This window comes from Vibrio sp. Vf1514 (assembly GCF_052076135.1).
GTDB lineage: Bacteria > Pseudomonadota > Gammaproteobacteria > Enterobacterales > Vibrionaceae > Vibrio > Vibrio furnissii.
In genome coordinates this window covers 1,487,867-1,512,901 of sequence record NZ_CP197268.1, presented here as the reverse complement: position 1 = coordinate 1,512,901, position 25,035 = coordinate 1,487,867, and the positions used below count along the sequence as shown (strand labels likewise).

Genomic DNA, 25,035 nt, shown 5'->3' with positions numbered 1-25,035 from the left:
AGGGGAGTCACTTCCCCTCATGCGGTGTTAGTGTTTTTCAATTAAATGGATGAAATAGGCAGCCCCGATGGGAAGTAAATTGTCATTAAAATCATAGGCTTTATTATGCAGGCCCACGCCGCAGGTGCCGTTCTCGCCCGCTCCGTTACCCAGAAAGCCGTAGCAGCCGGGTACTTGGTTGAGGAAGAAGGCGAAATCTTCGCTGGTTAGCTTGGCCTCGCAGCTCGGATTCACGTGCGCGGCGCCGACAGTTTTCTGCGCCGCCACAATGGCTTGCGCTGTTTCTTCGGCAGTGTTGACGGTTGGTGGATGTGAGATGGGGCCGAGTTTGAATTCAGCACGCATACCATGCGCTTTGGCGCTGTGTTCCACCAGTTGGGCGAGGCGTGCCACCAAACTGTCGCGCGTCGTTTGATTGAGCGTACGGAAGGTGCCGCTCATGTGCGCCTGATCCGCAATCGCGTTGGTGGTTTCGCCGCAGTGCAGTTGCGTGACGGACACCACCAGCGGATCAAACGGGTCGTAGCTGCGGCTCACCATACCTTGAATGCCCTGATAAATATGGGTAGCGACCAGCAGCGGATCTTGCGTGAGGTGCGGCAATCCTGCATGGCCGCTTTGGCCGTTGATGGTGACAAACAGGCGATCCGAGCTGGCCATGATGGGGCCGGTTTTAAACGCAAAATGCCCCGCGGGTATGCCCGGCATGTTGTGCAGCGCGTAACAGGCATCAATTGGGTAGCGCTGGAGCAGGCCATCGCCAATCATGGTTTCAGCGCCGCCGCGACCCTCTTCCGCCGGTTGGAAAATCAGCACCACTCGGCCGCTGAACTGGCGCGAATCCGCCAGATAACGCGCTGCCAGCAACAGCATCGTGGTGTGACCATCGTGGCCGCAGGCGTGCATTTTGCCGTCGTGGCACGACCGATGCGCGAAGGTGTTCTCTTCGTGAATCGGCAGGGCATCCATGTCGGCTCGTAGGCCAATCGACGGGCCATCGCCCAGCGCGCCGTTAATCACACCGACCACGCCGGTTTTTCCGAAATCCGTGCACACCTCATCCACGCCGTAGCGGTGTAGCTCTGCGGCTACCAACGCCTGCGTGTGGTTCTCTTCGAAGCCCAGCTCCGGGTGTTGGTGAATGGCGTGACGAATGCGAATGGCATCTGGAATCCAAGGTGTTAAAACATCAATCGTGTTCATACTGCTCCCCTTTGTTTGGGTTAGATTTAACACGATTGAAACATTTCAAACAAACCCGATTACTACTCAAACTATTAGCCATGCTAATAGTTGATGCATGAGGCGGTGAAGTGATAGCGGTTGGGCGCGATATAGATTGGAAATGATACAGATTGGAAGTGATGCAGGTGCGAATTACGAAAGGGCGTGCTGAAAGAGACAACCGGGCTGAAGGCCCGGTTGGTGGTGTCAGGATTCGTCCCGGTTATCGTGTGGACGGCGACGTTGCTCAGCTTTGGCTTTCCAATGTTCTTGCTGATCGTACGCTTCGTCGCATAAATCGATGGTAAAACCCATGTCGCGCACCTCTTTTAAGGTGAGGTTGTCGGCAATGTGGGTCACCTGACCAGATTGATTGCGCAGTTCCATGATGCCTCCTTTGGCTGGGTCTGAGCGTTGGGATGTCCAACAACAGGGTAAGTATAGGCAAAGTGGGGCGAGTTATGGCGCAACAAAAAAGGGCAAGCGTGCGCTTGCCCTTGAGGGGGGGGGCTCGCACAAGCGTGCGAGTCGGGCGTCTATTGGCCCAGCGTGTGCGCAGCTAGAATCGCGGCATACACGTTGTCGGCAGTGACCGGGAATGGCATGTTGTGAATGGTTTCGCCCTCTGCAGTAGAGGCTTCGGCCACGTCACGCAGTGTGGCGTGATTGATCTCTTTCACGCCCATGTCAAACAGGTTGGTGGGTAGACCGACCGAGCGGCAGAACGCCAAAACGGTGTTGATTTCGGCCATGTCGGCATTTTCCAGCACCAATTGCACCAAGGTACCGAACGCCACTTTTTCGCCGTGGTACAGGTGGTGACACTCTTCAAGTTTAGTCAGGCCGTTGTGAATGGCGTGCGCGCCCGCTAGGCCACTACTTTCAAAGCCGATGCCGCTCAAATAGGTGTTGGCTTCAATGATGTTTTCCAGCGCTTTGGTGCTGACACCATTTTCAACCGCCGCTTTCGCTTTCAAGCCATCTTCAAGCAAGGTTTCGTAACACAGTTTTGCCAGCGCTTGCGCTGAGCGAGTGGCCAAACCGCCAGCCATGGTGGCTTTGCCTGAGGTCATGTTGGCGCGTGCTTCAAAGTAAGTGGACAGCGCATCGCCCATGCCGGACACCAACAAGCGCACAGGCGCTTTGGCAATCACGGAGGTGTCCATGATCACCATGTCTGGGTTTTTCGGGAACATCAGGTATTCCGCGAATTCACCTTCTGGCGTGTAAATCACGGCCAAGGCCGAGGTAGGGGCGTCGGTGGATGCGATGGTCGGTACCACAACCACTGGAATTTTGGTGTAGAACGCGACTGATTTGGCGGTGTCGAGAGTTTTACCGCCGCCAACACCCACAATCACATCGTGTTTTTGTGTCGCACACAAATCGGTAATGCGTTCAATTTCAACGCGGCAGCATTCGCCGTGAAAAATGTTCATGCTCAGCGGTAGTTTTTCGCTCGCAAAGCTCTCTTTCACGGTATCACCCACCAAGTTCATCACGAACTCATCAGCAATGACCAAGGGGTGTTCGCCGAGGGTTTTGACATAACTCGCGATAGCGCTAAGAACTTGTTCACCTTGCACGTATTTACTTGGGCTAATAATAATTTTATCCATGATTTCAAACCTTTATTTTTATTTGTGGTTGTTTTTTTGCTTCAGCGCGGTGCGTTGAAACCATGGCTTCATCTTAGAGTCGAGTGCGGAGCCGAGAGAAGCGATCGCGCTGTTTGTCGGTGGCTTTTATGATCGGGGTGACAAACTGACGGTTGGAACGGACGCGGTTTCCGGCGCTTTATGCCCGCGATCACCTTTCCCGTAGATTTTGGTTTTTTCGTTCCATTATGAAACGTAAAAACCAAAAATTTTGTTCCAAATCGAAACGTAAATACTTTTGTTGAGGCTTGGATTTCTGCTCTTAAGATGAATCTACCCCTACATAAAAACTTGAAACTTGAATGAGAGCAGAATGATGAAAAAGCTAATCAATAACGTAGAAGACGTCGTCCTTCAGCAAATGGAAGGGCTGGCTCTGTCTCGTCCTCAACTGAAAGTCAATTATGAACCTCGCTACATGTGGCATGAAGAAACGCCAGGACACGTGGCATTGGTGTCGGGTGGTGGCTGTGGTCACGAACCGCTGCACGCGGGCTTCATCGGTAAAGGCATGTTGACCGGGGCTTGTCCGGGTGAAGTGTTTACCTCGCCCACGCCGGATCAAATGTACGAATGTGGCAATCAAGTCAACACCGGTGAAGGCGTGCTATTTATCATCAAAAACTACACTGGCGATGTGCTGAACTTTGAAACGGCGGTGGAGCTGCTGCACACCGATGGCATCAAAGTCGGTTCCGTGTTGGTGGATGACGACGTGGCCGTGAAAGATAGTTTGTACACTGCGGGCCGTCGTGGTGTGGCGGGCACTGTGCTGGTGGAAAAACTGGTGGGTGCGGCTGCGGCCAAAGGGTACTCGCTGGAGCAGTGTGAAACGTTGGCGCGCCGCGTGAACAACCATTGTCGTTCGTTTGGCGTGGCATTGAACGCGTGTGTGGTGCCTGCTGCGGGCAAACCGTCGTTTGTTTTGGCTGATGGCGAAGTGGAATTTGGCGTGGGCATTCACGGCGAACCGGGCATTAAACGCATTCAATACACCACAGCAGATGCACTGGTGGATGAGATGTTTGCCGAATTGGTAGAGAACACCCCATATAGCCGCACGCTGCGGATCTGGAACCGCGCGGAGAGCGATTGGGATGAAGTGGAATCTACCATCGAATCCTTTGCCGCCGAACACGACTACATCGCGCTGGTGAACGGCATGGGCGGCACGCCGATTTCAGAGCTGTATGGCGTGTATCGCCGTTTGGCGCACAACTGCGATCAAGCAGGCTTCCGCATTGTGCGTAACCTCGTGGGCAACTTCTGTACTTCGCTCGACATGCAGGGCGTCTCAATCACCTTGCTCAAAGCCGATGCTGAAATGCTGGCGCTGTTTGATGCGCCGGTCGATACCGCCGCGATGAAATGGTAAGGGAGACACATCATGCACATTGAGAAAAAACACATTCTGAGCTGGCTGGAGCTGTGCGCGAAAACCTATCAGGAAAACCAAGAATTTTTGACCGATCTCGACCGCGATATCGGTGATGCGGACCACGGCCTCAACATGAATCGTGGCTTTAAGAAAGTGGCGGAAACCTTGCCGAAAGTGGCAGAGCAAAACATTGCGACCATTTTGAAAAACACCGGCATGACTTTGCTGTCGAGTGTGGGCGGTGCCAGTGGCCCGCTCTACGGCACGCTGTTTATTCGCATGTCGGCGGCCGTGGGCACCCGCGAACAACTGACGTTTGAAGAGCTGATTGATGCGCTCAAAAGCGGCGTTGATGGTGTGGTGTCGCGCGGCAAAGCGGAGCTGGGTGATAAAACCATGTGCGACGTTTGGTTGCCGGTGCTGCAAAGCATCAAAGCGTCATTGGCGCAGGGCCAAAGCCCAGATCACCTACTGAGCGAGATGGTGGAACTGGCGGAACACAACGCCGTCGCCACGATTGAAATGCAGGCCAAAAAAGGCCGCGCCAGCTATTTGGGTGAACGCAGTGTGGGTCACCAAGATCCCGGTGCAACATCTTCACTTCTGATGATCAAAGCATTGCAACAGGCAATTGCGGGGAACTAAGCAGGGTATTGATATGGTGGGAATTGTAGTTGTATCTCATAGTCGACGTCTTGCAGAAGGGGTGGCCGAACTGGCCACCCAGATGACACAAGGCAAAGTCAATTTGGCGATTGCGGCGGGCATCGACGATCCGGAAAACCCAATCGGCACGGACGCGATTGCCGTGATGGGCGCCATTGAACAGGTGTGCGATGCGCAGGGCGTGGTGGTCTTGATGGATCTCGGCAGCGCGCTGCTCAGCACTGAGATGGCGCTGGAACTGCTCGATGAGTCGATTCGCGACAAAGTCACCTTGGTTGCCGCGCCGATTGTGGAAGGCACCATGGCGGCCTCTGTCGCGGCGGCGGCAGGGTTGCCCATGGCGACGGTGGTTGAAGAAGCGCGTCAGGCCTTGAGCGTCAAACAAGCGCACTTGGGCGAAAGCGTGGCGATGGCGGCAGAAGCCGAAGCTGCCACGCCGAACGCAGCGCTGGCGAACGACGCGCAGACGTTTGAATGGCACGTGAAAAATCCCCATGGTTTACATGCCCGTCCGGCGGCGGCAATCGTCGGCGCATTGGCTGACGTAGACGGCGATGTGTGGCTGCAAAAAGGCGACCAGCGCGTGAGCGCTCGCAGCCTCAACAGCATTGCCAAATTAGGCGTGCGTTGCGATGACGACATCACCTTTGTGGCCACGGGCGCGCAAGCGGCTAACGCAGTTGAGCGTTTTCGCCAACTGGCGCAAACCCACTTTGGTGAAGCCGATGCCGTGGCGCGTGGTGTAACGACAGACGTTCAACCCGACGCGTCAACCACGATAGATGCCCCCGCGGTGGCGGGTGCGGTGAGTGGATGGAGCGTCAATGAAGGTATTGTTTCGGCCCCCGCGGTGCTGTTTACGCACTCGATGCCCGCGGTGCCTGAACGTGACGCCCGTGATGCGGCGTCTGAAATTGAGCATGTGAAGCGCGCCATCGACACGGTTGCAGCGCATTTGGATATGCAGGCCAAACGCCCACATGGCGATATTTTCGCGGCCCACAGCATGATGCTGCGTGACCCCGAATTGTGGCAAGCGGTTCAAGCGCGCATTCAAGCGGGCGCGATTGCCGAACACGCATGGGCCGACGCGCTGCAAGCATTGGCAGACGATTTCCGCGCGGCCGATAGCCAATATATGCGTGAACGTGAAGCCGACGTGCAGGACATTGCGCGTCAGGTGATGATGGAAATGACCGGCGAGCCTGCGGCTGCAGTGGCGATTGAACAACCGAGCATTCTGCTGGCGCGTGATTTAATGCCATCGGATGTGGCAGGGCTGGATACGGCCAAAGTGCTGGGGATTTGTTTGAGTGAAGGCGGTAAAACCTCACACAGTGCCATTTTGGCGCGCGCGATGGGTATTCCGGCGCTGGTCAAAGCGCGTGGCTGCTTAGAGCAGGTCACCCCAGGTCAAATGGTGACATTGGATGGGTTTGCTGGCTTGCTGTGGTTTGCGCCCTCTGCGGCGGTGAGCGCGCAATTAGCGGCGCAGCGTGATGCGTGGCAAGCAGAGCAACATCAGGCCCAACAGCGCGCGCTGCAACATGCGTCCACCACCGATGGCATTTCTGTCAGTGTGCTGGCCAATATCGGCGGCCCGGACGATGTGCGTAAAGCGCTCGACAGCGGCGCCGAAGGCGTGGGGCTGTTTCGCACCGAGTTTCTGTTCCAACGCAGCGATAGTTTGCCAACCGAGCAGGAGCAGTTTGACGTGTACTGTGACATCGCAGCCGCATTGGGCGACCAACCGCTGACGATTCGTAGCTTAGATGTCGGCGGCGACAAACCGTTAGCCGCATTTCCTATGCCAAGCGAAGACAACCCATTTTTGGGCGTGCGCGGCGTGCGTTTATGCCTGAGACACCCCGAGCTGCTTGTGACGCAGTTACGTGCCATCCTGCGCGCTCACCAGCAGCATCGTAACATTCAGTTGATGATTCCGATGGTTGCGCGGGTTGACGAAGTGCGTCAAGTGAAAGCGCTGCTCCAACGCGAAGCCGATGCACTGGGTTTGGATGCCAGCACGCTACCCGTCGGCATCATGATTGAAGTGCCGGCGGCGGTGTTGAATGCGGATGCGTTGGCGGCGGAAGTGGATTTCTTCTCAATCGGCACCAACGATTTAACCCAGTATGTGATGGCGGCAGATCGCGGCAATACCGAGCTGACCGACCTCATCAACTACTTTGACCCTGCGGTCTTGCGTGCGATTGAAATGACCTGCGCCGCTGGCGGAAAAGCAGGCATACCGGTGAGTATGTGCGGGGAAATGGCGGGCGATCCGAAAGCGACGCAGCAACTGCTCAACATTGGGCTGCGTAAATTTAGCGCCAGTGCGAGCCTGTTGCCTGCCCTGAAAGCGCAGATTCGCCAAACGGCGGTAATGAAATAACGCGACCTGAACGCGATCACAACAACCCCGGCTGGTCACCGGGGTTTTGTTTTTTGTGCGTGTGATGTTTTGATGACGGCGGCTAACTGCTAACTGCTAACTGCTGAGCTTGAGTTGCTCGGTCAATTCGAACTTATTGATTTTGCGCCACAAGGTCGTGCGGCCGATTTTGAGCGCCTTGGCCATTTCATTCAACTTGCCGTCGCACAAGGTCCACGCCTGAATGATCGCTTTTTTCTCCACCTCTTCCAACGACAGCACCGGCTGATTGTCGGTGGACTGGTTGAGGTTGAATTTGATGTCTTCGGGAATGTCGCTCAGGCGAATCAGGTTGGCACTGCGGTTGAGCAGCATGCGTTCGGTGCGGTTGCGCAGTTCGGAGTTATTACCCGGCCAGCGGAAACTCATCAATGCATCCATCGCCAATTTTTCCACCGAAATGGTCACGTTGTGGCGACGTTCGTAATGGTTGACGATTTGCTGCACCAGAAATTCGATGTCTTCTTTGCGCGTTCTTAGGGGCGGAATGCGCAGTTCATTGGCTGAAATTTCGTAATACAGTTGGCGGCCAAATGAGCGCTGTGTGACGTATTCGCTAATCTCCGAGGCGGTGCTGGTGATGAGCTGAAAGTCGACCGGAATCAAGCGCAGGCTGTCGCTGCGGCTGACTAAGCCGGTTTTCAGCAGTTTCAGCAGTACCGATTGCAGATCCGGCGACAAGTATTCCACCTTCTCCAAAAACAGCGTGCCGCCGTGGGCCAACTCAAACTTAGATGGCATGCCTTGGCCTTCGTCATAGCCCAGAGTTTCACGAATTTGCTGCTCACTGGTGAGCGAGCGGCAGTTGAGGGTGATGAATGGCCCCTCTTTGTAGTCGCTCTCGTTGTGAATCGCCATCGCCAGTGTGGCTTTGCCTACGCCTTCTTCGCCGGTGATGAGGATGGGCGATTTGGATTTGGTGGCGCGTTTGGCCACGGTGATCAGGTGCTTCATTTTACGCGACACCACCGGCAAAGAGCTGAATGTGTAGCGCGCCTGACCGCCAATTTGTTGCTGCGCCAATTCGCGGATTTTGTCGATTGGGTGCAAAAACAGCAGGCTGGATCCGTCGTTAAGTGGGCGCAGGGTGATGATCGCTTCGACAAACTCGCCGTGCACTTCCAGCGTGGTGAGTTTGCGGTTGATCTGTGCGCCCGCTTCAATGCTGCTGACGATATTGGGCGCAAAACGCAGCACGGAAAACAGCTCTTTATCCAGCACTTTGGCCATGTCGAGATTGAGCAGCCGCTCAGCCTGATTGTTGGCCATGGTGATGTGTTGTTCTTCATCCCAAGCGATGAGGCCATCGTCCATGCTCTCGAGCGTCGCGTTGTGCGCGCAGGTCAACCGGTTGGTGTTCTCTTGTTCCGATTGAATGTGAATTTGCAAACTCACTTCTTTGGCGCACGAGGCGATGATAACCAAGTTTTCTTTGCGATAGGCATCGGCTTTTTTGAACAGACACGCGGTGCCGCGCAGCTTGCCGAATTGGTCGAAAATCGGCGCGGCGGCGGACGCGTAGGCATGCAGATGGCGGTTGAAGTGCTCGGCGGCAAACACATCGCACGCAACGTGAGTGTGGACGCACAAATTGGTGGCGTTGGTGCCGATTTTCCCTTCCGACAAAAAGCAGCCTTGCTTGATGCCGAGGGCGTCCATCTCTTCTTTGAGCTGCGAATGGCCCACCAACGAGAGAATGCAGCCGTTGTCATCGGTGACCATCAACAGCAGGGTGTCGTCGTCGAGCATGTCGTAGGTATCTTCCAACACTGTGGTGGCGCATTGGATCAGGCGTTCGTTGCGCCGCATCAGAGAAGCGAAGGTGTAACCCGAGGCCAAGTGTGGTTTAGACCAAGTGTAGGGGCTGCACTGCTTGATGCAGCGCTCCCAAGATTCGAGAACGTGTGAGCGGGCAAATTCCGGCGAAACCCAATGATGTTTCTGAAAGAAATCCCATTTGGTTTTGTTATCTTCGATAGAAAGCATTCAATACCACGGCAATCGGTGCAAGGTATGGCATACGGCGATTGGCAAGCTGCAAACGCGTGGCCAACAGGAAATGGGGTTCATACTAAAGGGCTTTGAGCGGGGAGACTGTGACCGTGTTCACGCGATCTTTGGGGGAATGTCCCACAGGCGATGCGTGCTGCATCGCCTGATGAAGATTAGCGCAGATTGGCGCTCACTTGCGCGCTTACTTTGGCGCACACCGCTTCTGCGAGCTGGTGGCTGGCGAGGTTGCGGGCGATGACCTCTTGGCTCAGTTGGCCGCGTTGTACCACGTTCAACCAATCGTCGATCATGTCGGCAAAGCCTTTGCTGGTCAGCATCGGTGTCCAGTCTTTGAGGGCCAGCGTGGTGGTTTGATTGGCGTGCCAGCGTTTGCCTTCGATAAAAGAGTCAAACTCATAGGCGTCATTGATGAACTGCGCGCTGATGCGCTCACCGGTTTTGCCAAATTGGCGATTCATCGACGCGTGCAGCACTGTGTCACCGTGCTGCCATTGCACGTCGATGCGCGCCAGTTGGTTGCCTGCCATCTGGTGCGTGACATAGACGTCATTCAAATCGGCTTTGGCAAACAGGTTGACGCTGTCGAGCGGGTGAATGAAGTCGTCAAACAAAAAGGTGCGAATCTCGCCGGTTAAATCGTAACGGTGCTTTTCCCAACGCAGGCCGCGTAGATCCGCACGTTCTCCGCGTTGCATGCCCTGAAGGTGCGTATTGAACAGGGGAATGTGGCGGCGGTTAAAACCGACATACAGCGGTTGCTGATGCTGTTCAGCCAGCTCATATAGCTGTTCGCAGGCAGCAGCGCTGTCGGCGAGTGGCTTGTCTACAAAGGTCGGAATCCCGCGGCTGAGAAAGAAGCGTGCGATCTCAGGATGCACGGCTGTTGCGGCGTGAATCATCACTGCATCGGGTTGAAAACCGAGTAGGTCGCGATAGTCGCTGCAAGTGGCGTCAATCCGATATTGGCTGGCCAGTGAAGCCAATGCACTGGCGCTGCGGGTACAGAAGATAAGCTCGACGCCGGGGCGCTGTGTGATGACCGGAAGGTAAGCCTTTTGCGCGATGTCGCCCAGGCCGATGATGCCGATTTTCATGAAACAATCTCAATGGAGGAACATGCCCAAAGGCTAACACGCGGCGAAGAATTTGGTCGAAGAAATACAAGAAAATGGGAAGGCGATCCTTGCCCTGTGATCCAATGCGTTAGAAGGGGCTTTCTCGGTTGAGTTCATTGCAGATTTCAATGATGGCAAGAGAAAGACCCGATTTGATGATTTGCTGCTGACGTTGCAGTTGCAAATGGTAGAACTCAAGATCGATGTCGTCATCGGGTTCATCCAGCGGGCTGAATTGAACCATGCCCATTTTTTGGACGAGATTGAGGGTTTGAATCGGGGCGATGATTTTGGGATCCGTGAACGAATATTCCGCTCCATCGCTGTTGAGCTGATTGCGCAGTTTGATGATGCTTTCGATGTCATGGTAAACGGCATCGGGCAGCACCCCTAAACCGTACAACAGTTTGAGACGCACAGACAAATTGCCCAGCGGACCGGTGTCTTGCAGCAACGGACCGACCACCGATTGAACCGCAAAGTTGTCTTTACGGAAAATGCGTTGCATCAGCGCATCAATGGCGTCATTGAAGACTTCGACGGTTGCAATGAAGAAACCACGGACCGATGGTGCATCGTTCAGTCGTTCTAGAATCTCGGTTTCGTTAATTTTTTCTGCCATATACTGATCTAAGTGTTTTCTTGGGATGGAGGGCGAGTTGCCCTCCAATCGTTCGGCACCGTTAGAGTTGGTTGTAAAGCGACGCAATGGTCTGCACTTCTGCGCTGTGTTCATCCAGACCGGTGTAGTGGGCCACTGTTTGAGTGACGCCGTGCTGGCTGAGCGACGTTTGCAGTTCGACAGCTTGTGGATCGCTGTCATTGGTGTATTTCAATGCGGCGGCGATGCCTTTCAAAAGTGTTTTATTTTCAGTGCCATACTCGATTGTACCCAGTAATGGCTTCACTAATCTATCATTTGGACCCAATTTACGAATTGGCTGACGGCCGACGCGATCCACTTCATCCACCAAGTACGGGTTGGCAAAGCGACCGAGAATCTTGTCGATGTACGCGTTGTGCATGTCGCGATCGAACCCGTAACGGCGGATCAGCACTTCACCACTCTCCTGCATGGCCTGTTTCACTTGCGTGTGAATGGTTGGATCTTCAATCGCTTCGCGAATGGTGCGATGGCCACTCAAACAACCCAAATATGCGGTGATGCAGTGACCGGTGTTGAGGGTGAACAGTTTACGCTCGACAAACGCCATCAGGTTATCGGTTTTTTCCATGCCGGCGATGGTTGGAATCTCGCCTTTGAACTGTTGCTCATCGACAATCCATTCGCTAAAGCTTTCCACGGTCACTTCCAGTGGGTCGTCGTTGGCCGCTTCTGCCGGTGGCACAATGCGGTCGACGGCTGAATCGACAAAGCCAATCAGCGCGTCAGCTTTGGCGTGCAAGGCTGCATCGAGGTGTTTGTAGACTTCACCTTTCAGGTGTGTGGTGCCGCGAACCATGTTCTCGCACGCGATGATATTGAGGGGCGCTTCATTGCCGACCTCAAAGCGTTTGGCGATGCCTTGGGCGATGGTTTTGGCGATGATGTCGAGCACGTTTGGGCCCACGGCGGTGGTGACCAAATCGGTGTTGACGATGCGGTCGATGACGTCTTCGCTGGCGGAGTTCACGGCGGTGACGTGCGTGACGGTGTCGATTTGGCATTCAGTGCCGACCACTTTCACTTTGTACTCTTGTTTGTGGCTGAGCTGGTCGACGAGCGGGGCGTTCACGTCGGCGAACGTGACGGCCACGTCGGCGTCTGCGAGAAGTTTACCAATGAAGCCACGACCGATGTTGCCTGCGCCAAAATGTACTGCGTTTTTCATAATACTTACCTACCAATGTCTAAAATGTGACGAACGAATTGAGGGTGAGGCCAACCGCATAGGGGGTGACAGCTGACCTCATGTTTGCTCAGGAGCAAATGACTTGGGCGTGATTAAGCGGCTTGCTCGCGACCCAGGATGGTGAGGATTTCCTCAATATCCGTGGTGCTGGTTAGCGTTTCAATCGCGTCCGGCTCATCGAGCGCGTTCGTGATGGTAGTGATGACTTGAATATGTTCATCGTTCTTGGCGGCAATGCCGATCACCAGTTTGGCGACGTCATCGTGGTCATCGGTAAATTGGATGCCAGATGGGTATTGGCAGATCACAATGCCGGTTTTCTTCACGCGGTCTTTCGCTTCCACAGTGCCGTGGGGCACAGCGATGGACTCGCCAAGGTAGGTGGACACCAGCGCTTCACGTTCAAACATGGCGTCGACGTATTCAGGTTCGGCGTAACCCAGTTCAACCAACTTGTTCCCAGCAAAGCGAATCGCTTCTTCTTTGTTGGCGGCTTTCAAGCCCAAGTGAATGTTTTCTCGTTGGATTTGGAAAACCGAAGGTTGCTGCGGTTCAAAACTGTCATCGTTCGCGGCGAGGACAGACACTTTGACCATCTGCTCGTCGTTGGCTGCCGCCGGTTTTTGCGCGGCCAGCAGTTGGGTGACCAGTTGGTTGTACATCTGGCTGTCAAGGAAGTTAGTCAGTGAGATGTGGTGTGCGTTTGGCGCGTGCTTACGTGCACGATCCGTCAAATCTTTATGAGTAATCACGATATCTGCACTCTCGGTTAAGCTGTTGATGGCGAGGTTGGTCACATGAATCTTGAGACCGGCGTCCTGTACTTTCTTGCGCAGCATGCTGGCACCCATGGCGCTCGAGCCCATGCCTGCATCACAGGCAACAATGATGCTTTGTACAGTCGCAAGGTCGATGTCACCTTTGTTCTCGCTGTTCACGGCTGCGCCATGGTTCGAGGTCGATTGTTTCGAGGCAGATTTCATCTCTTTCATTTGTGAAGTGGCTTTGTCGAGCGCGGCTTCATCGCCTTCTTCTTCGGTCGACGTTTGCGTTTTCATCAGCAGTGATGCCACAGCAAACGACACGCTTGCCGCAGAGGCGATAGACGCCAGTACGCCGACAATGGATGCTTTTTGTGTCATCAGCAACACGGCGAAGATTGAACCCGGAGACGCGGGTGACACAATGCCTGCATTGAACATGGTCAGTACGAAGACACCGGTCATCCCGCCGGCAATCGCTGCCAGAATCAGACGGGGGTTCATCAGGATGTATGGGAAGTAAATCTCATGGATACCGCCGAAGAAGTGGATGATGGATGCCCCCCCCGCGGTTTGGCGCGCTGTGCCCTTACCAAAGACCATGTAGGCCAGCAGAATACCCAAACCCGGACCTGGGTTCGCTTCAATCAAGAAGAAAATAGACTGACCGGTTTCTGAGGCTTGTTGAATGCCCAGTGGCGAGAAAATGCCGTGGTTGATCGCATTATTCAGGAACAGGATTTTCGCAGGTTCAACAAAGATAGAAGTGAGTGGCAGAAGGTGTGCTGACACAAGGAAGTTAACGCCAGCCGCTAAGGTGCCAGACAGGACTTTCACAAACGGGCCGATGAGGTAGAACGACAGAATCGCCAGCAGCATACCAATGATGCCCGCCGAGAAGTTGTTGACCAACATCTCAAACCCGCTTTTGACTTTGCCATCGATGTAGTGATCGAATTTCTTGATCGCCCAACCACCCAACGGGCCGACCATCATGGCGCCCATGAACATCGGAATGTCGGTACCGACAATCACGCCCATGGTGGTAATTGCACCCACTACCGCGCCGCGGTCGCCGCCAACTAATTTACCCCCGGTGTAACCGATGAGCAGTGGCAACAAGTAAGTGATCATAGGACCAACCATTGACGCTAGCGTTTCATTCGGTAGCCATCCGGTTGGAATAAACAGTGCTGTGATAAAGCCCCACGCGATAAACGCGCCAATGTTTGGCATTACCATGTTTGACAGAAAGCGACCAAAATTTTGTATCTTGATCTTGGCATCTGGTGATATCATAACAATTCCCCGTTCGATGTTCTGATGAATATTGTTGTCGTAAACGGTTCGTCAAAACCGTGATTTGATTGCTTAGTACCCAATCAATTTACCACACATTTTCTCATTGGAACTGACAACGGGTTTTTTGTGATCCGCGCAACGTAATCCTCGCTCATCAAACTATTTTTCTGTGATCTACCTCCTCTATTGACCATGTAATTTTGCTACAAAAGCCAATGTTTTTATTTTGCAATCACTTTGTAATGTTTAATATCACAAAAACAGAAAATTAAAAATTAAATAAAAAGTGATTTAAATCACGTATTGAGTTGATTTTTGGACTGGAAAAAATAGCGAAGTGATCTATGTCACTTATTGCTATTTATTTCAAAAGTCAAAATAAATAATCCAAACCTGTAATGAGTGTTTTGTAACTTATATACGAAATTTATCGGCGTCCTCGACGCGCTTTTCGTGCATGAATCGATGCTGTGAATCATGCTGCCAACAACGCTCGATCTGACGGGGGCGCTTGCGTGACTTTTGGCACGAATCGCGATTAAAGATACGGCGCCAATGGGTCGCCTATTTAGAGAGAAGCACCAGAGAAGGGCTGTACGGGTTCGGTGGTGCGGGCTGTGAGAGCGGGCAATCGGTGATGCAAAGCGTCCGCCATGGCAACGCGGTAGGACTTTTCTGAAATTTTTGCATGCACGCGCAGCCCCTGTTTTTGGGCGCTGTTAATAACTTATTGATTTTAAATTAAATGGATTGAGTCATCGCATTGCATGTTTATGCTTTGATTCACAAACTAGACAATAAGGACGCAAGTTGCGGAAGAGATGAGCAGCAAACAGTTTAGTCAATAAACGTTCCCTGCTAGAATTCTGCCACTTTCAATAATGACAATTAGAATTTGTACATGAAAGAAAACGTCATTGTTTCGGTTTCGTCTATTCACGGAACACGGCATTTTCATATTGGCAAATGGTATCGTCACTGTCTTAAAGGCTTCGGCTATGTCCTGCTTGCAGGCGCAGTTGCGGCTGGTGGTGTGATTTACTACCTCGTCGGTGAAGTGGACTTTGCCAAATTGAAACAGCAAGAGCTGGAAAGCCAGTCAACGTCGCTGCATGAAGAAGTTGCCTCGCTGAAAGAGCTGAAAGAGAACCTGGAAAACGATCTGCTCGAACGTGAAGAAAAGATGCAGATCGTGTCGGATCGCCTCGGCGATTTAGAAAAAGTGTTGGGCGTGGAAGACTCCGGCGCGGAATTGGAATCCCGTTTAGATACCGCGACGATCACCTCGTCGGTCAGGATGGTGATGTTAACCCAAATCCCAAGTGGTGCACCTGTCCAAAAGGCGAGAATTTCGTCAGGATACGGTAAACGTGTTCATCCTGTGACCGGGGAAGTGAAATTCCATCGCGGCCAAGATTTTGCCGTCAACATCGGTACGCCGGTGTATGCCCCCGCCGATGGGGTGGTGGAAGTGACACGCGCAAGCAACAAAGGTTCGGGTAACTTTTTGCGTTTGCAACACGCATACGGGTTCTCAAGCTCTTATTCACATTTGCAAAAATTTGCGGTGAAAAGCGGAGACTTTATTCAAAAAGGTGACCTGATAGGTTACTCGGGCAATAGCGGCCTGTCATCGGGTCCGCATTTGCACTATGAAATTCGATTTGTCGGACGACCGTTAGATCCCAGACCATTTGTTGACTGGGGTGTGAATGACTTCGATTCGATATTCAGCAAGGTAAGAGGTATTCGATGGGAATCTTTAGTAAACAAAGTCGAGCTAAGAGTCAGCGCTCAGCTACAACTCTCATCGCAAAGGGGTGTTCTATCAGCGGACAACTCCGGTTAGAGAGCAATATGCAGGTTGATGGCCAGATTGATGGCCAGATCCATGTAGAAAAATCGTTGGTGATCAGCGAAAGCGGCTGTGTTAGCGGCGAAATTTACGCGGAACATGTCATTGTGAACGGTGAATTTGAAGGCATCTGCCACGCCGACAAGATTGAGATCTTAAGCAAAGGCCGCGTCAATGGCAGTATCTACAGCGATGACCTGAGTATTGAACAAGGTGGCCGTTTTAACGGTGTGACCTACCCAGCAGAGCAGTCGAAAGTGGCTGAGCTGGTGGAAATCAGTGAAGTGAAAATGGCCGCTGAAGGTTAATTTAGCGCTCACGTGAACACAAAAAGCCCCGCAATGCGGGGCTTTGTCGTTTTCTCTCCCCAAGCACCGGCTAGGCCGATGCGATGGATGAGCCAGTCTGCGGATTACTGTTTGTCTTGATCAAAGTCGCCGTGGAAGTGGGCGTGATCCGAGTGACTCTTCGCCGCTTTGAGTTTTTCGCCAATGCGCAATTTTTGTGTGCTTTGTGTCGCACTCATACTGCGCAGCATGGGTTGCTCGCTCTCGGCCTCTGCTGGGAACAGCGGACGGCTCATCGCATAATAGGTGGTGACATAGGCTAGCGCCTGCGTGTTCACCCATAGGGCTTGTTGGCTGATGTTGTTGAGATCATCACACGCCTGGTGGTAACAAACGTCGTAGGCCACATCAATCTCCCCGCCAAATTGTTCCACTTCTTGTGCGGTTTTGGTTTGTTCTGCGCCGGTGAACAGGCCTCCAAACGCCACGCCCCAATCGGCAAAGCCTGCGTAATCAGAGCGTTTCGACAGGGCTTGAGGAACGGTCGCGCTGTCTTTCGAGGTGAAGAATTCGTTGAAGATGGATTCGATGTCTGAAGTGCCGTAAGGCGGTTCAAAATCACCCGTGTAGGCGTTGTCTGGGCTGTCTTTGGTATCGGACAAGTCGCCATCCATGACGCCGTAGATGTAGTTCGGAGAACCAATCATGTCGAAGTTGAGATACAGCTTCACTTTGTTGAGCTTGTTGTATCGTGCATCGACCAATTCCAGCTGCGCTTGTGTCAATTGCGCGGGATCGCTGATGCCCAGTTCATCCATGATCTGCTGCTGCGCTTTATCGTACAGCGGGGCAAACAGTGCATTGGTGTAGTATTCCGAGCCCACTAAGCCCGCTTCTTCTGCTGCCCACCACGCAAAGCGAACGCGGTTTTTCACCGGCACCTTGAGGTTGGCCAGTGTCACTGCATATTCGAGTAAGCCAGCGGTGCCGGAGCCGTTGTCGTTGATCCCCGGCCCTTCGGGGCCGAATCTAAGTGCGCGCCAAGCATGACCACATTGTTCGGGTTACCGCCGCGCGTTTCGGCGATGACGTTTTGCGTCACCACCATGTCATCTTTGACATCAATGCTCAGTGTGGCTGGAACCGAGGCTGATTGAGCCGCTTGATACCAGCTTTCGCCCAGTTCATAACGCACGCCAAAGGCTGGAATGGTGACGGTGGTGTCACTGCCGAGCGTGCCATTCACCACGCCTTTTCGGCCGTCATCATTGCCTTGGTTAAATACGATGGCCGCGATGGCGCCAGCGTTCTGGGCGTTCATCACTTTGTCGCTAAAGCTACACGCGCCGCGTTGAATGACGGCGATTTTGCCAGCAATGGCTTTGCCTTCGAAATCGGAAGCTTCACAGCCATCGCTGCTGTCGTAGCTGTCGGACTCAAAATCGAAATCGGGCGTCACAAACACCAGTTCGCCGCTCAGCTCGCCATTCGAGCCGCCGGAATAAGACATTGCCGCGAAGTCAGGTTCTGTGCCGTCGGGCGCATTGCGCGTACCGACCAGTTCGCTGCCATTCACGGTCAAATGGGTGTTGGCGAGCTCTTCCCACGCGCGGAAATCAAACTCTTGCGTGGTGACTTTGTAGCCGTGCGCTTTCATGGTGGCGATGATGTAATCGACCGACTCTTGATAGCCTTGGCTGCCCGCCGCACGCGTGATGCCGCTGTTGTCGCTGGTTGGCGAGGCAAGGCCTTCCAGCGTTTGCAAATGATCGACGACCTCATCCTGTTCAATGGCCTGACTGACGTGCTCTGCGACCCAACGTGGGTCATCAAAATAACAACCGCTGAGCAGCGTGGCGCTGACGGCCGCCGCGATCAGGGTTCTTCGAGTGGTCATGTGTGCTTGCATCGGTAACTCCTTGTTGAGTGATCCAAGCCATTGTTCGTCAGCGATTTGGTTAATGAAATGTTAATTTAAGCATCGTGATGCGTATTATGGCTGAATGTCAAACTCTGTGAATGCAACGCGAGGTGAATTCATTGCATCAATGAGTGGTTGTCACTAAATACACAGAATCAGTAACGCATTGTTAATTATAGAAATATTAATAATGATAAGGTGGGCGATGGCGGGAAAGGCGGGCACAAAAAAGCCCCGCGATCAGCGGGGCTCGAACCGATGCAGAGCGGGGCTTAGAAGCCTTTGATGTTTTCCGCTTCAAGTTCAGTGAAGTATTTTACAGTCTTCACTTTCAATTCTTGTGTTGCTGGCTCGTCACACACGATGACTGCTTTTGGATGCAGTTGCAGCGCCGATACAGTCCACAGGTGGTTCACGCAACCTTCGACCGCAGCTTCCAGTGCTTGTGCTTTGTTGTGACCGGTCACGAGGATCATCACTTCTTGCGCATCTAACAGGGTACCCACACCGATGGTCAGTGCGTATTTTGGTACTTGGTTGATGTCGCCATCAAAGAAGCGAGAGTTTGCGATGCGGGTGTCGTGAGTCAGGGTTTTGATACGCGTGCGTGATGACAGAGAAGACGCTGGCTCGTTGAATGCGATGTGACCATCGTTGCCCACGCCGCCCATGAACAGGTTGATTTTGCCGTACGATTTGATTTTCTCTTCGTACAGACGGCACTCTTCATCGTGATCGTCGGTGTTGCCGTTCAGCAAGTTGATGTTCTCTTCTTGAATATCAACGTGGTTGAAGAAGTTGTTGAACATGAATGAACGGTAAGATTCTGGGTGGTCGGCAGGCAGGCCAACGTATTCATCCATATTAAAGGTCACAACGTGTTTGAAGCTCACTTTACCTTCGTTGTAAAGCTCGATCAGTGCGTTGTAAGTTGCCAGAGGTGTACCACCTGTTGGAAGGCCTAATACAAAAGGACGCTCCGCAGTTGGCTTGAAGTCGTTAATGCGTTTTGCAATAAATGCTGCAGCCCATTTACCTACTTGTGCCGCGTTGTTCAGTGGAATCAGTCTCATGGATAGCCTCTAATGTGGTAATTCGTGATTCGGATAATCATTAATTCGCATTATAAAATAAGTTGGTGATAACGGCTATTGCTTTGGATCGCATTTTTTAAAATAGTTTTCTTTTTCGTTGCAATCGTCGCAAAAAATGGCGTTCTGCCACATAATTCACCGATCATTAACACGTTCTCTCCCCAAAGCGTAGTCAAAAAGTGTGAAAAAATTTATTTATAAAATTAAGTATTTTTTTGATGTGCTTCGTGTTGTGCATTGGCGAAGGTGCGGTTCGTTATCCATACTTGAAACGACGACTAACAAGGAGCGGTGCCGATGAAAAATGAACTGGATCCTGCCAAAATTTTGCACGCGTACGAAGTGGTGATGGAACATGGTACACCGACCGAACATGGCAAAATTTATGAAGGTATTGAAGCGTTTGCCGACTATGACGGCTACAACGTCTATATGCGTGGGAATGGCGTTGAGCTCAAAGTCGGCTTCCATAACACATATCACCTGGAGTACGACCAAGAACACTTGCGTGACAGCTTTTTGAAAAAAGTGGCGATGTTGTCGAAATAGGGCGCGTGTGGGCCACGCAAGAAAAACAAAGCCCTAGGCGAGAGGCGCTCTAGGGCTTTGGGAGAAAGATTCTGTCAGAGCCGATTCAGTAACGTAGCGAATCGATGAGGTATTTCAACACGGGTTCTGGCTCGATGTTTTTATCGTCAAATCGATGTTGCGGTTTGACCAACCAGCCTCGTTCCACCAATTCGTCAATCAAATCCAAATAGGTGTGACTGCACTTGCCCACCAACAGGTTGTCGATGCTGCGTTTCTGCGCTTGTTGCAGCGTGTGCAGGAAGCCTTCCAGATAGAGATGATCTTTGGTGAAACCGCCGCCGCGATACACGCGTGTGGTGGTGACAAAGGCACTGTCTCGATCCAAACCAAACTCATCAACCAGAAAATCGAACGTTTGATAAAAATTCTGCTCTTTGAGCATAGAATCCACGGCAAGCACGCGGGTTGCAAGTGTCTGCAATCGATCATGTGACATGTAGCCCGCTTTATATTCGGCCAAAATCGCCAAACCTTCCTGCGATTCAGTTGAGCCCGGCAGGCCAATCGAAAACACCTTGAGCGGCTGCAGGCGCGCATTAAAGGTGGTCGCCATGTGCACGCCCAACTCATGTTGAATCAAGCGCTGCACTTCCGCGTGCGAGTAGGTCGCTTTGCTGTTGAGATACAGTGTGGGCGGTTTTTTCCCGCTCACCATGGCTCGCGCGGCCAATGACGATGTTGGTGTCACGTTGCAGGCCATGCCCCAAGCTTTGGCTTTGTTGGCCATGAGCACGGCTGCTTCATCTGCGCTGTAGAGCGTGCCTTTTTCTTCGGGCAGCGTTTTGGCATACAGCAGAAAGCGCGCATTCTCAATGGCGGTGGCATTCGGACGGCCGTAAAACCGCAACGAGTTATACAGAAACGCCTCGTGGCCAACGCTGGTGAGCAAGTCAATTTTCTCGCTCAGCTTGTTGACCATCGCGCTGTAAAGCTGCTTGAGGTCGGGATCGGAAATCGACTCGATCGGCAACTGAAACAGCTTGTGTTTGAACTCGTTGGCGTGAATCGGTAATTGTTTGTAACGAAAATCTGGCTTGTAGCGGCTCGGCGCTGCATCAAACCGCTTTCGCTCAGCGTTGATATTGGTGGGGTTGACGTACTTGAGCGTTTCCACTTTTTGCGTCAGCTTGGCCAGCGCTTTATCAATGGCCAGCACGTTCGGCTCAATGGATGAACTGAGCATGTTGGCTTTGGTGGTGCGGCGGCGGTTGTGGCGTCGCTGAAAATAGGCGCTGGTTTGGCTAAAGGCCTCTTTCAAGCCGCTTTTGAGTGCGTCCATCACCAACGGATACACCGTGCCGTCGCTCTCCTCCATGAAGACTTTTTTCACTTCGGTGGGCAGCACCAGCGTGCGGTCGAAATGCGCGTTGGTGTGCGCAATCAAATACCCTCGCCCTTCAAACACCGCGTTCATGGCGGTATGGTTTTCCAGATGGGGCAGTTGAATTTTGCCCAGCTCGGTGCAAAAACGCTTCACCACCGTGCCCCAACGTTGCATGTCGATTTGCGCCGTACCCACGTTAAACACGGGCGTCGGCTGGGGCAATGACTGGTAGTTGTAAGCGTAGAGGTCAAACACAATCACCATGCCAAACTTGGATTCAAGTTTGCGGATCAGTGCTTCATACAGCTGATAAAACAGGCCATGCTTGAGGTGGCTGGCGGCGCGCTGCTTGTCATTGAGCGGTTTTTTCCACGCGGATTTATAGCGGGTACTCAACGTGCGGGCACGATTGAGATCGTACTCAAAGCGTGAATCCAGTCCCCATAACGTAATGGGCTGGGAGGCAATCAGTTGATCGGTGAACGGGGCTTCTTCGAGGCGGCGCTCGGCTTTGGACAGCTGACACTGTTTCTGCAAGTCGTCGCGCAGGCGGCTTCCCGCGTGAATGGCGGTGCAGACCACAGGAAGGTATTGTTCAATTTTGATGAAGCAGCCCGCGGACTCGAGTTCACCAGAGAAAGGTTGCCCTCGCTGAATCAGCGAGAGCATCTCTTCTAGAGAATAAACTTTGGATACTGGGTTGGGCATGCGGGACCCTATAAGAAGACGGCTATTCTCGTCGTTGAAGTAGGCGGCGCTGAACGGGCAACGCCGGGTACAATTAGTCTTCTTCGGTCAGGCTTGGCTCGTCATCGGTGTAGTCGTCTGCCGCGTCGGGCTTGTTACGACCGTTCAATGTATGGAAGCGCTTGCGACCGCGCGACAGACGAACATACTTCATCCAAACGCGCTCGATCTTGCTTTGAGCGAGATCTGGGTTGACCAACACGTCCATAAAGTGTTGTTCTTCCGCGTTCTCAGGCTGTAACGCTCCGGTCTCAAGGCCAACCAGAGTCTCACCGTACAGCGAAAGAGTATCTTCTTCTGCAAGTGTGAAATCACCAGACTTCGCAAAGCCTCGTGGGAATTTTTTAGTGTCGAAAAATCGTTTTTTTCCTTGACGAAATACTGTCTCAGACATGTCTACCTCGTGTGAATATATGCTACCACTACGCAGCCGTGGTTCACGGCGAAAGTTAGGCGTAAAATCTCGAAAAGAAAAACAAAAATTTTTTATCGTCATTATTGTACTTCCTTGTTAATCTTCACGAGGAATATCAGAGGATTCAATATGGACGTCAAAGTCTTTCGCACTTTTCTTGAACTGGCAAAAGTTCGCCATTTTGGGCGGGCAGCAGAGAATCTGTACCTCACTCAGGCCGCCGTCAGCGCACGCATTAAACAGCTCGAAAGCTATTTCGATGCTCAGTTGTTCACGCGTGATCGAAATAACATCAAATTGACCTCCGCCGGTGAGCGTTTGGTGAGCTATGCCGAAGTCATGGTGGCGACGTTGCAACAGGCCAAATTTGAATTGTCGCTGGAAAGTGGTAAAGCACTGCAATTGACTTTAGGTGGCACACCGAACATTTGGGATGCCTATTTGCAGAACTGTTTGAGTGTCGTGACCGATGCGTTCAGCGGTTATGGGTTTATGGCCGAAGTGATGGGGCGAGAGCAGCTCAGCCGTTGCCTGCTGGAGCGCACGCTGGATATGGCGTTTGCGCTGGACCAAATCAAAGCAGAAGAGTTGCAGTGTAAGAAAGTCGCAGACTTGGTTTTGGTGCTGGTATCGACCCGTCCTGATACCGCTGAGACGGCCTTTGAACACCAATATGTCTACGTTGACTGGGGCGCGCGTTTTGCGTCAGAGCATGCCGACCGTCACCCGAAAGCACCGGCGCCATTCCTACGCACGTCTACCGCACGTATTGCGCTGGATTTCATTCTGGAAAAAGGCGGCAGTGCGTACTTGCCGGCATCGGTGGTGGAACCGTTCCTCAATTCTGGTCAGTTGCATCGCGTGGACGACATCGAAGATTGGTATCGCCCGATCTACCTGAGCTACCGTAAGAACAGCTCGTCGATCGACGCGATCATGCAGGTGGAGAAGTTGGTGAAGAGCATTGATCCACTGACGGCTTACAGTTTGCAACGCGCTGGGGAACTGGGCTCTTAAGGGCTCAATTGAAGAAAAAGGCGAGCTGAAGCTCGCCTTTTTTTGTGCTTTACCGTCGGACGCATGGCGTCATCGACCATTCAACGGTGACGCCAATCAGCGTCGAAAATCGACCAGTTCGCTGCGGTCGAGATGGATCTCGGTGGTCGCCGGTTGTGTTTCGGCAATCACCTTGCCGCCACGCACAGAATAGCGCACAGCGACTTGGCGACGCACGGCGTCAAATCCGTTCTCAGCGGGCAGTACCAACAAGTTGCCCGGTTTGCCAACCTCAATGCCATATTGGTCTTGACGATGCAGTGTGCGCGCGGAATGGCGGCCAATCAGCTTTAATGAGTCATTGATTTGCTCATAGCCCATCACCTGACACACGTGCAGCCCCATGTGCAGCACTTGCAGCATGTTGGCTGTGCCGAGTGGGTACCACGGATCAAACACGTCATCGTGGCCAAAACAGACGTTAATGCCCGCATTCAGCATCTCTTTCACGCGGGTCACGCCTCGGCGTTTCGGGTAATCATCAAACCGACCTTGCAGATGAATGTTGACCAGCGGGTTGGCGACAAAGTTAATCCCTGACATGCGCAGCAAACGAAACAGGCGTGATGCATACGCGCCGTTGTAAGAGCCCATCGCTGTGGTGTGGCTGGCGGTTACTTTTTCGCCCATGTCATATTTCAGCGCTAATGCTGCTACAGTTTCGACAAAGCGGGACTGCTCATCGTCGATTTCGTCGCAGTGCACGTCAATCAGGCGGTCGTATTTCTGAGCCAGTTCAAAAATATAGTGCAGGGATTCCACGCCATACTCGCGGGTGAATTCAAAGTGCGGAATCGCACCAATCACATCCGCGCCCAATTTAACCGCTTCTTCAAGCAGCGCTTTGCCATTGGGGTACGAGAGAATGCCTTCTTGCGGAAATGCGACGATTTGAATGTCGACCCAAGGTTTCATGGTGTCGCGTACCTCCAGCATCGCTTTAAGTGCGGTCAAGGTAGGGTCGGAGACGTCTACGTGGGTGCGCACATGCTGCACGCCATTGGCAATCTGCCATTTCAGGGTTTGAATCGCGCGCGCTTTGACATCTTCCACCGACAGCAGGGCTTTGCGTTCAGCCCAGCGTTCGATGCCTTCAAACAAAGTGCCTGACAAGTTCCATGCTGGTTCACCCGCCGTTTGCGTGGTGTCGAGGTGAATGTGTGGTTCACAAAAGGGGGGCACGACCAAACCGCCTTGAGCGTCTATCGTTGGGCCGTGATGCTCAATCGAAGCGCTTGCATCATCGATACGGGCAAAACGACCGGATTCAATCAAAATCTGTTTAAGCTGTGATTCGCCCTCAAGACGGGCGTTTTTAACGAGTAGAGTTGTCATGTGATG

Annotated in this window: 19 protein-coding genes and 1 pseudogene; 7 read left to right on the top strand and 13 right to left on the bottom strand. The window is 52.8% G+C overall.

Going from position 1 to position 25,035, the window contains the following annotated elements; genetic code table 11:
- Positions 1-27 precede the first annotated feature (27 nt).
- The 3 genes from ACS18Q_RS21690 to ACS18Q_RS21680 all read right to left on the bottom strand — a co-directional run bounded on the left by ACS18Q_RS21690 (position 28) and on the right by ACS18Q_RS21680 (position 2,843).
- Positions 28-1,203 (bottom strand): M20 aminoacylase family protein, encoded by a 1,176-nt coding sequence (locus tag ACS18Q_RS21690; protein WP_004727477.1) that lies wholly within the window; start codon positions 1,201-1,203, stop codon positions 28-30.
- Positions 1,204-1,431: 228 nt separating this feature from the next.
- Entirely contained in the window at positions 1,432-1,611 is a 180-nt protein-coding gene (locus ACS18Q_RS21685) for a hypothetical protein (protein WP_004727478.1), read from the bottom strand.
- Between the two features lie 149 nt (positions 1,612-1,760).
- On the bottom strand, positions 1,761-2,843 hold the full coding sequence (locus ACS18Q_RS21680; RefSeq protein WP_441257867.1) for a glycerol dehydrogenase: 1,083 nt from the start codon (positions 2,841-2,843) through the stop codon (positions 1,761-1,763).
- A 355-nt stretch (positions 2,844-3,198) separates the two neighbouring features.
- Here ACS18Q_RS21680 and dhaK point away from each other — a divergent pair, with 355 nt between their 5' ends.
- From dhaK to ptsP, 3 genes are read left to right on the top strand one after another with little or no spacing between them, the layout of a single operon-like run.
- Complete coding sequence (gene dhaK, locus ACS18Q_RS21675; RefSeq protein WP_441258201.1) at positions 3,199-4,257, top strand: dihydroxyacetone kinase subunit DhaK; 1,059 nt, start codon at positions 3,199-3,201, stop codon at positions 4,255-4,257.
- 12 nt (positions 4,258-4,269) lie between these two features.
- On the top strand, positions 4,270-4,905 hold the full coding sequence (dhaL, locus tag ACS18Q_RS21670; protein WP_004727481.1) for a dihydroxyacetone kinase subunit DhaL: 636 nt from the start codon (positions 4,270-4,272) through the stop codon (positions 4,903-4,905).
- Between the two features lie 13 nt (positions 4,906-4,918).
- A complete protein-coding gene (gene ptsP, locus ACS18Q_RS21665) occupies positions 4,919-7,321 on the top strand; it encodes a phosphoenolpyruvate--protein phosphotransferase (RefSeq protein WP_441257866.1) in 2,403 nt (800 codons plus the stop codon).
- 96 nt (positions 7,322-7,417) lie between these two features.
- Here ptsP and dhaR read toward each other — a convergent pair whose 3' ends face one another.
- The 5 genes from dhaR to ACS18Q_RS21640 form a co-directional block, all read right to left on the bottom strand.
- A complete protein-coding gene (gene dhaR, locus ACS18Q_RS21660) occupies positions 7,418-9,346 on the bottom strand; it encodes a dihydroxyacetone kinase operon transcriptional regulator DhaR (protein ID WP_154179496.1) in 1,929 nt (642 codons plus the stop codon).
- A gap of 179 nt (positions 9,347-9,525) precedes the next feature.
- Positions 9,526-10,467 (bottom strand): Gfo/Idh/MocA family protein, encoded by a 942-nt coding sequence (locus ACS18Q_RS21655; RefSeq protein ID WP_441257865.1) that lies wholly within the window; start codon positions 10,465-10,467, stop codon positions 9,526-9,528.
- 109 nt (positions 10,468-10,576) lie between these two features.
- Positions 10,577-11,110: an MltR family transcriptional regulator gene (locus tag ACS18Q_RS21650; RefSeq protein ID WP_004727485.1), complete on the bottom strand. Its 534-nt coding sequence runs from the start codon at positions 11,108-11,110 to the stop codon at positions 10,577-10,579.
- Between the two features lie 61 nt (positions 11,111-11,171).
- Positions 11,172-12,320: a mannitol-1-phosphate 5-dehydrogenase gene (locus ACS18Q_RS21645; protein WP_441257864.1), complete on the bottom strand. Its 1,149-nt coding sequence runs from the start codon at positions 12,318-12,320 to the stop codon at positions 11,172-11,174.
- Between the two features lie 113 nt (positions 12,321-12,433).
- Positions 12,434-14,401 (bottom strand): PTS mannitol transporter subunit IICBA, encoded by a 1,968-nt coding sequence (locus tag ACS18Q_RS21640; protein WP_441257863.1) that lies wholly within the window; start codon positions 14,399-14,401, stop codon positions 12,434-12,436.
- A gap of 904 nt (positions 14,402-15,305) precedes the next feature.
- Between ACS18Q_RS21640 and ACS18Q_RS21635 the strand changes: the two genes are divergently transcribed.
- Positions 15,306-16,253, top strand: coding sequence for a M23 family metallopeptidase (locus tag ACS18Q_RS21635; RefSeq protein WP_238824610.1), 948 nt, complete (start codon positions 15,306-15,308; stop codon positions 16,251-16,253).
- Between the two features lie 8 nt (positions 16,254-16,261).
- Entirely contained in the window at positions 16,262-16,567 is a 306-nt protein-coding gene (locus ACS18Q_RS21630; RefSeq protein WP_004727489.1) for a bactofilin family protein, read from the top strand.
- Positions 16,568-16,671: 104 nt separating this feature from the next.
- Here the strand turns inward: ACS18Q_RS21630 and ACS18Q_RS21625 are convergent.
- Both ACS18Q_RS21625 and nagB read right to left on the bottom strand, forming a co-directional pair.
- Positions 16,672-18,455, bottom strand: a pseudogene (locus tag ACS18Q_RS21625) (M28 family peptidase).
- Between the two features lie 284 nt (positions 18,456-18,739).
- Positions 18,740-19,540, bottom strand: coding sequence for a glucosamine-6-phosphate deaminase (gene nagB, locus ACS18Q_RS21620; RefSeq protein ID WP_004727491.1), 801 nt, complete (start codon positions 19,538-19,540; stop codon positions 18,740-18,742).
- Between the two features lie 318 nt (positions 19,541-19,858).
- Here nagB and ACS18Q_RS21615 point away from each other — a divergent pair, with 318 nt between their 5' ends.
- Entirely contained in the window at positions 19,859-20,110 is a 252-nt protein-coding gene (locus ACS18Q_RS21615) for a DUF3081 domain-containing protein (RefSeq protein ID WP_004727493.1), read from the top strand.
- Between the two features lie 85 nt (positions 20,111-20,195).
- On the opposite strand, the gene ACS18Q_RS21610 is transcribed toward ACS18Q_RS21615, so the two are convergent.
- Both ACS18Q_RS21610 and ACS18Q_RS21605 read right to left on the bottom strand, forming a co-directional pair.
- Positions 20,196-22,184, bottom strand: a complete 1,989-nt coding sequence (locus ACS18Q_RS21610) for a flavohemoglobin expression-modulating QEGLA motif protein (protein WP_441257862.1) — start codon at positions 22,182-22,184, stop codon at positions 20,196-20,198.
- Positions 22,185-22,257: 73 nt separating this feature from the next.
- Positions 22,258-22,617, bottom strand: a complete 360-nt coding sequence (locus tag ACS18Q_RS21605; protein WP_038151827.1) for a DUF413 domain-containing protein — start codon at positions 22,615-22,617, stop codon at positions 22,258-22,260.
- 150 nt (positions 22,618-22,767) lie between these two features.
- Between ACS18Q_RS21605 and ACS18Q_RS21600 the strand changes: the two genes are divergently transcribed.
- Complete coding sequence (locus tag ACS18Q_RS21600; protein ID WP_004727496.1) at positions 22,768-23,655, top strand: LysR family transcriptional regulator; 888 nt, start codon at positions 22,768-22,770, stop codon at positions 23,653-23,655.
- Between the two features lie 96 nt (positions 23,656-23,751).
- Here the strand turns inward: ACS18Q_RS21600 and ACS18Q_RS21595 are convergent, their stop codons facing one another.
- Complete coding sequence (locus tag ACS18Q_RS21595) at positions 23,752-25,029, bottom strand: cytosine deaminase (protein ID WP_441257861.1); 1,278 nt, start codon at positions 25,027-25,029, stop codon at positions 23,752-23,754.
- Positions 25,030-25,035: the final 6 nt, after the last annotated feature.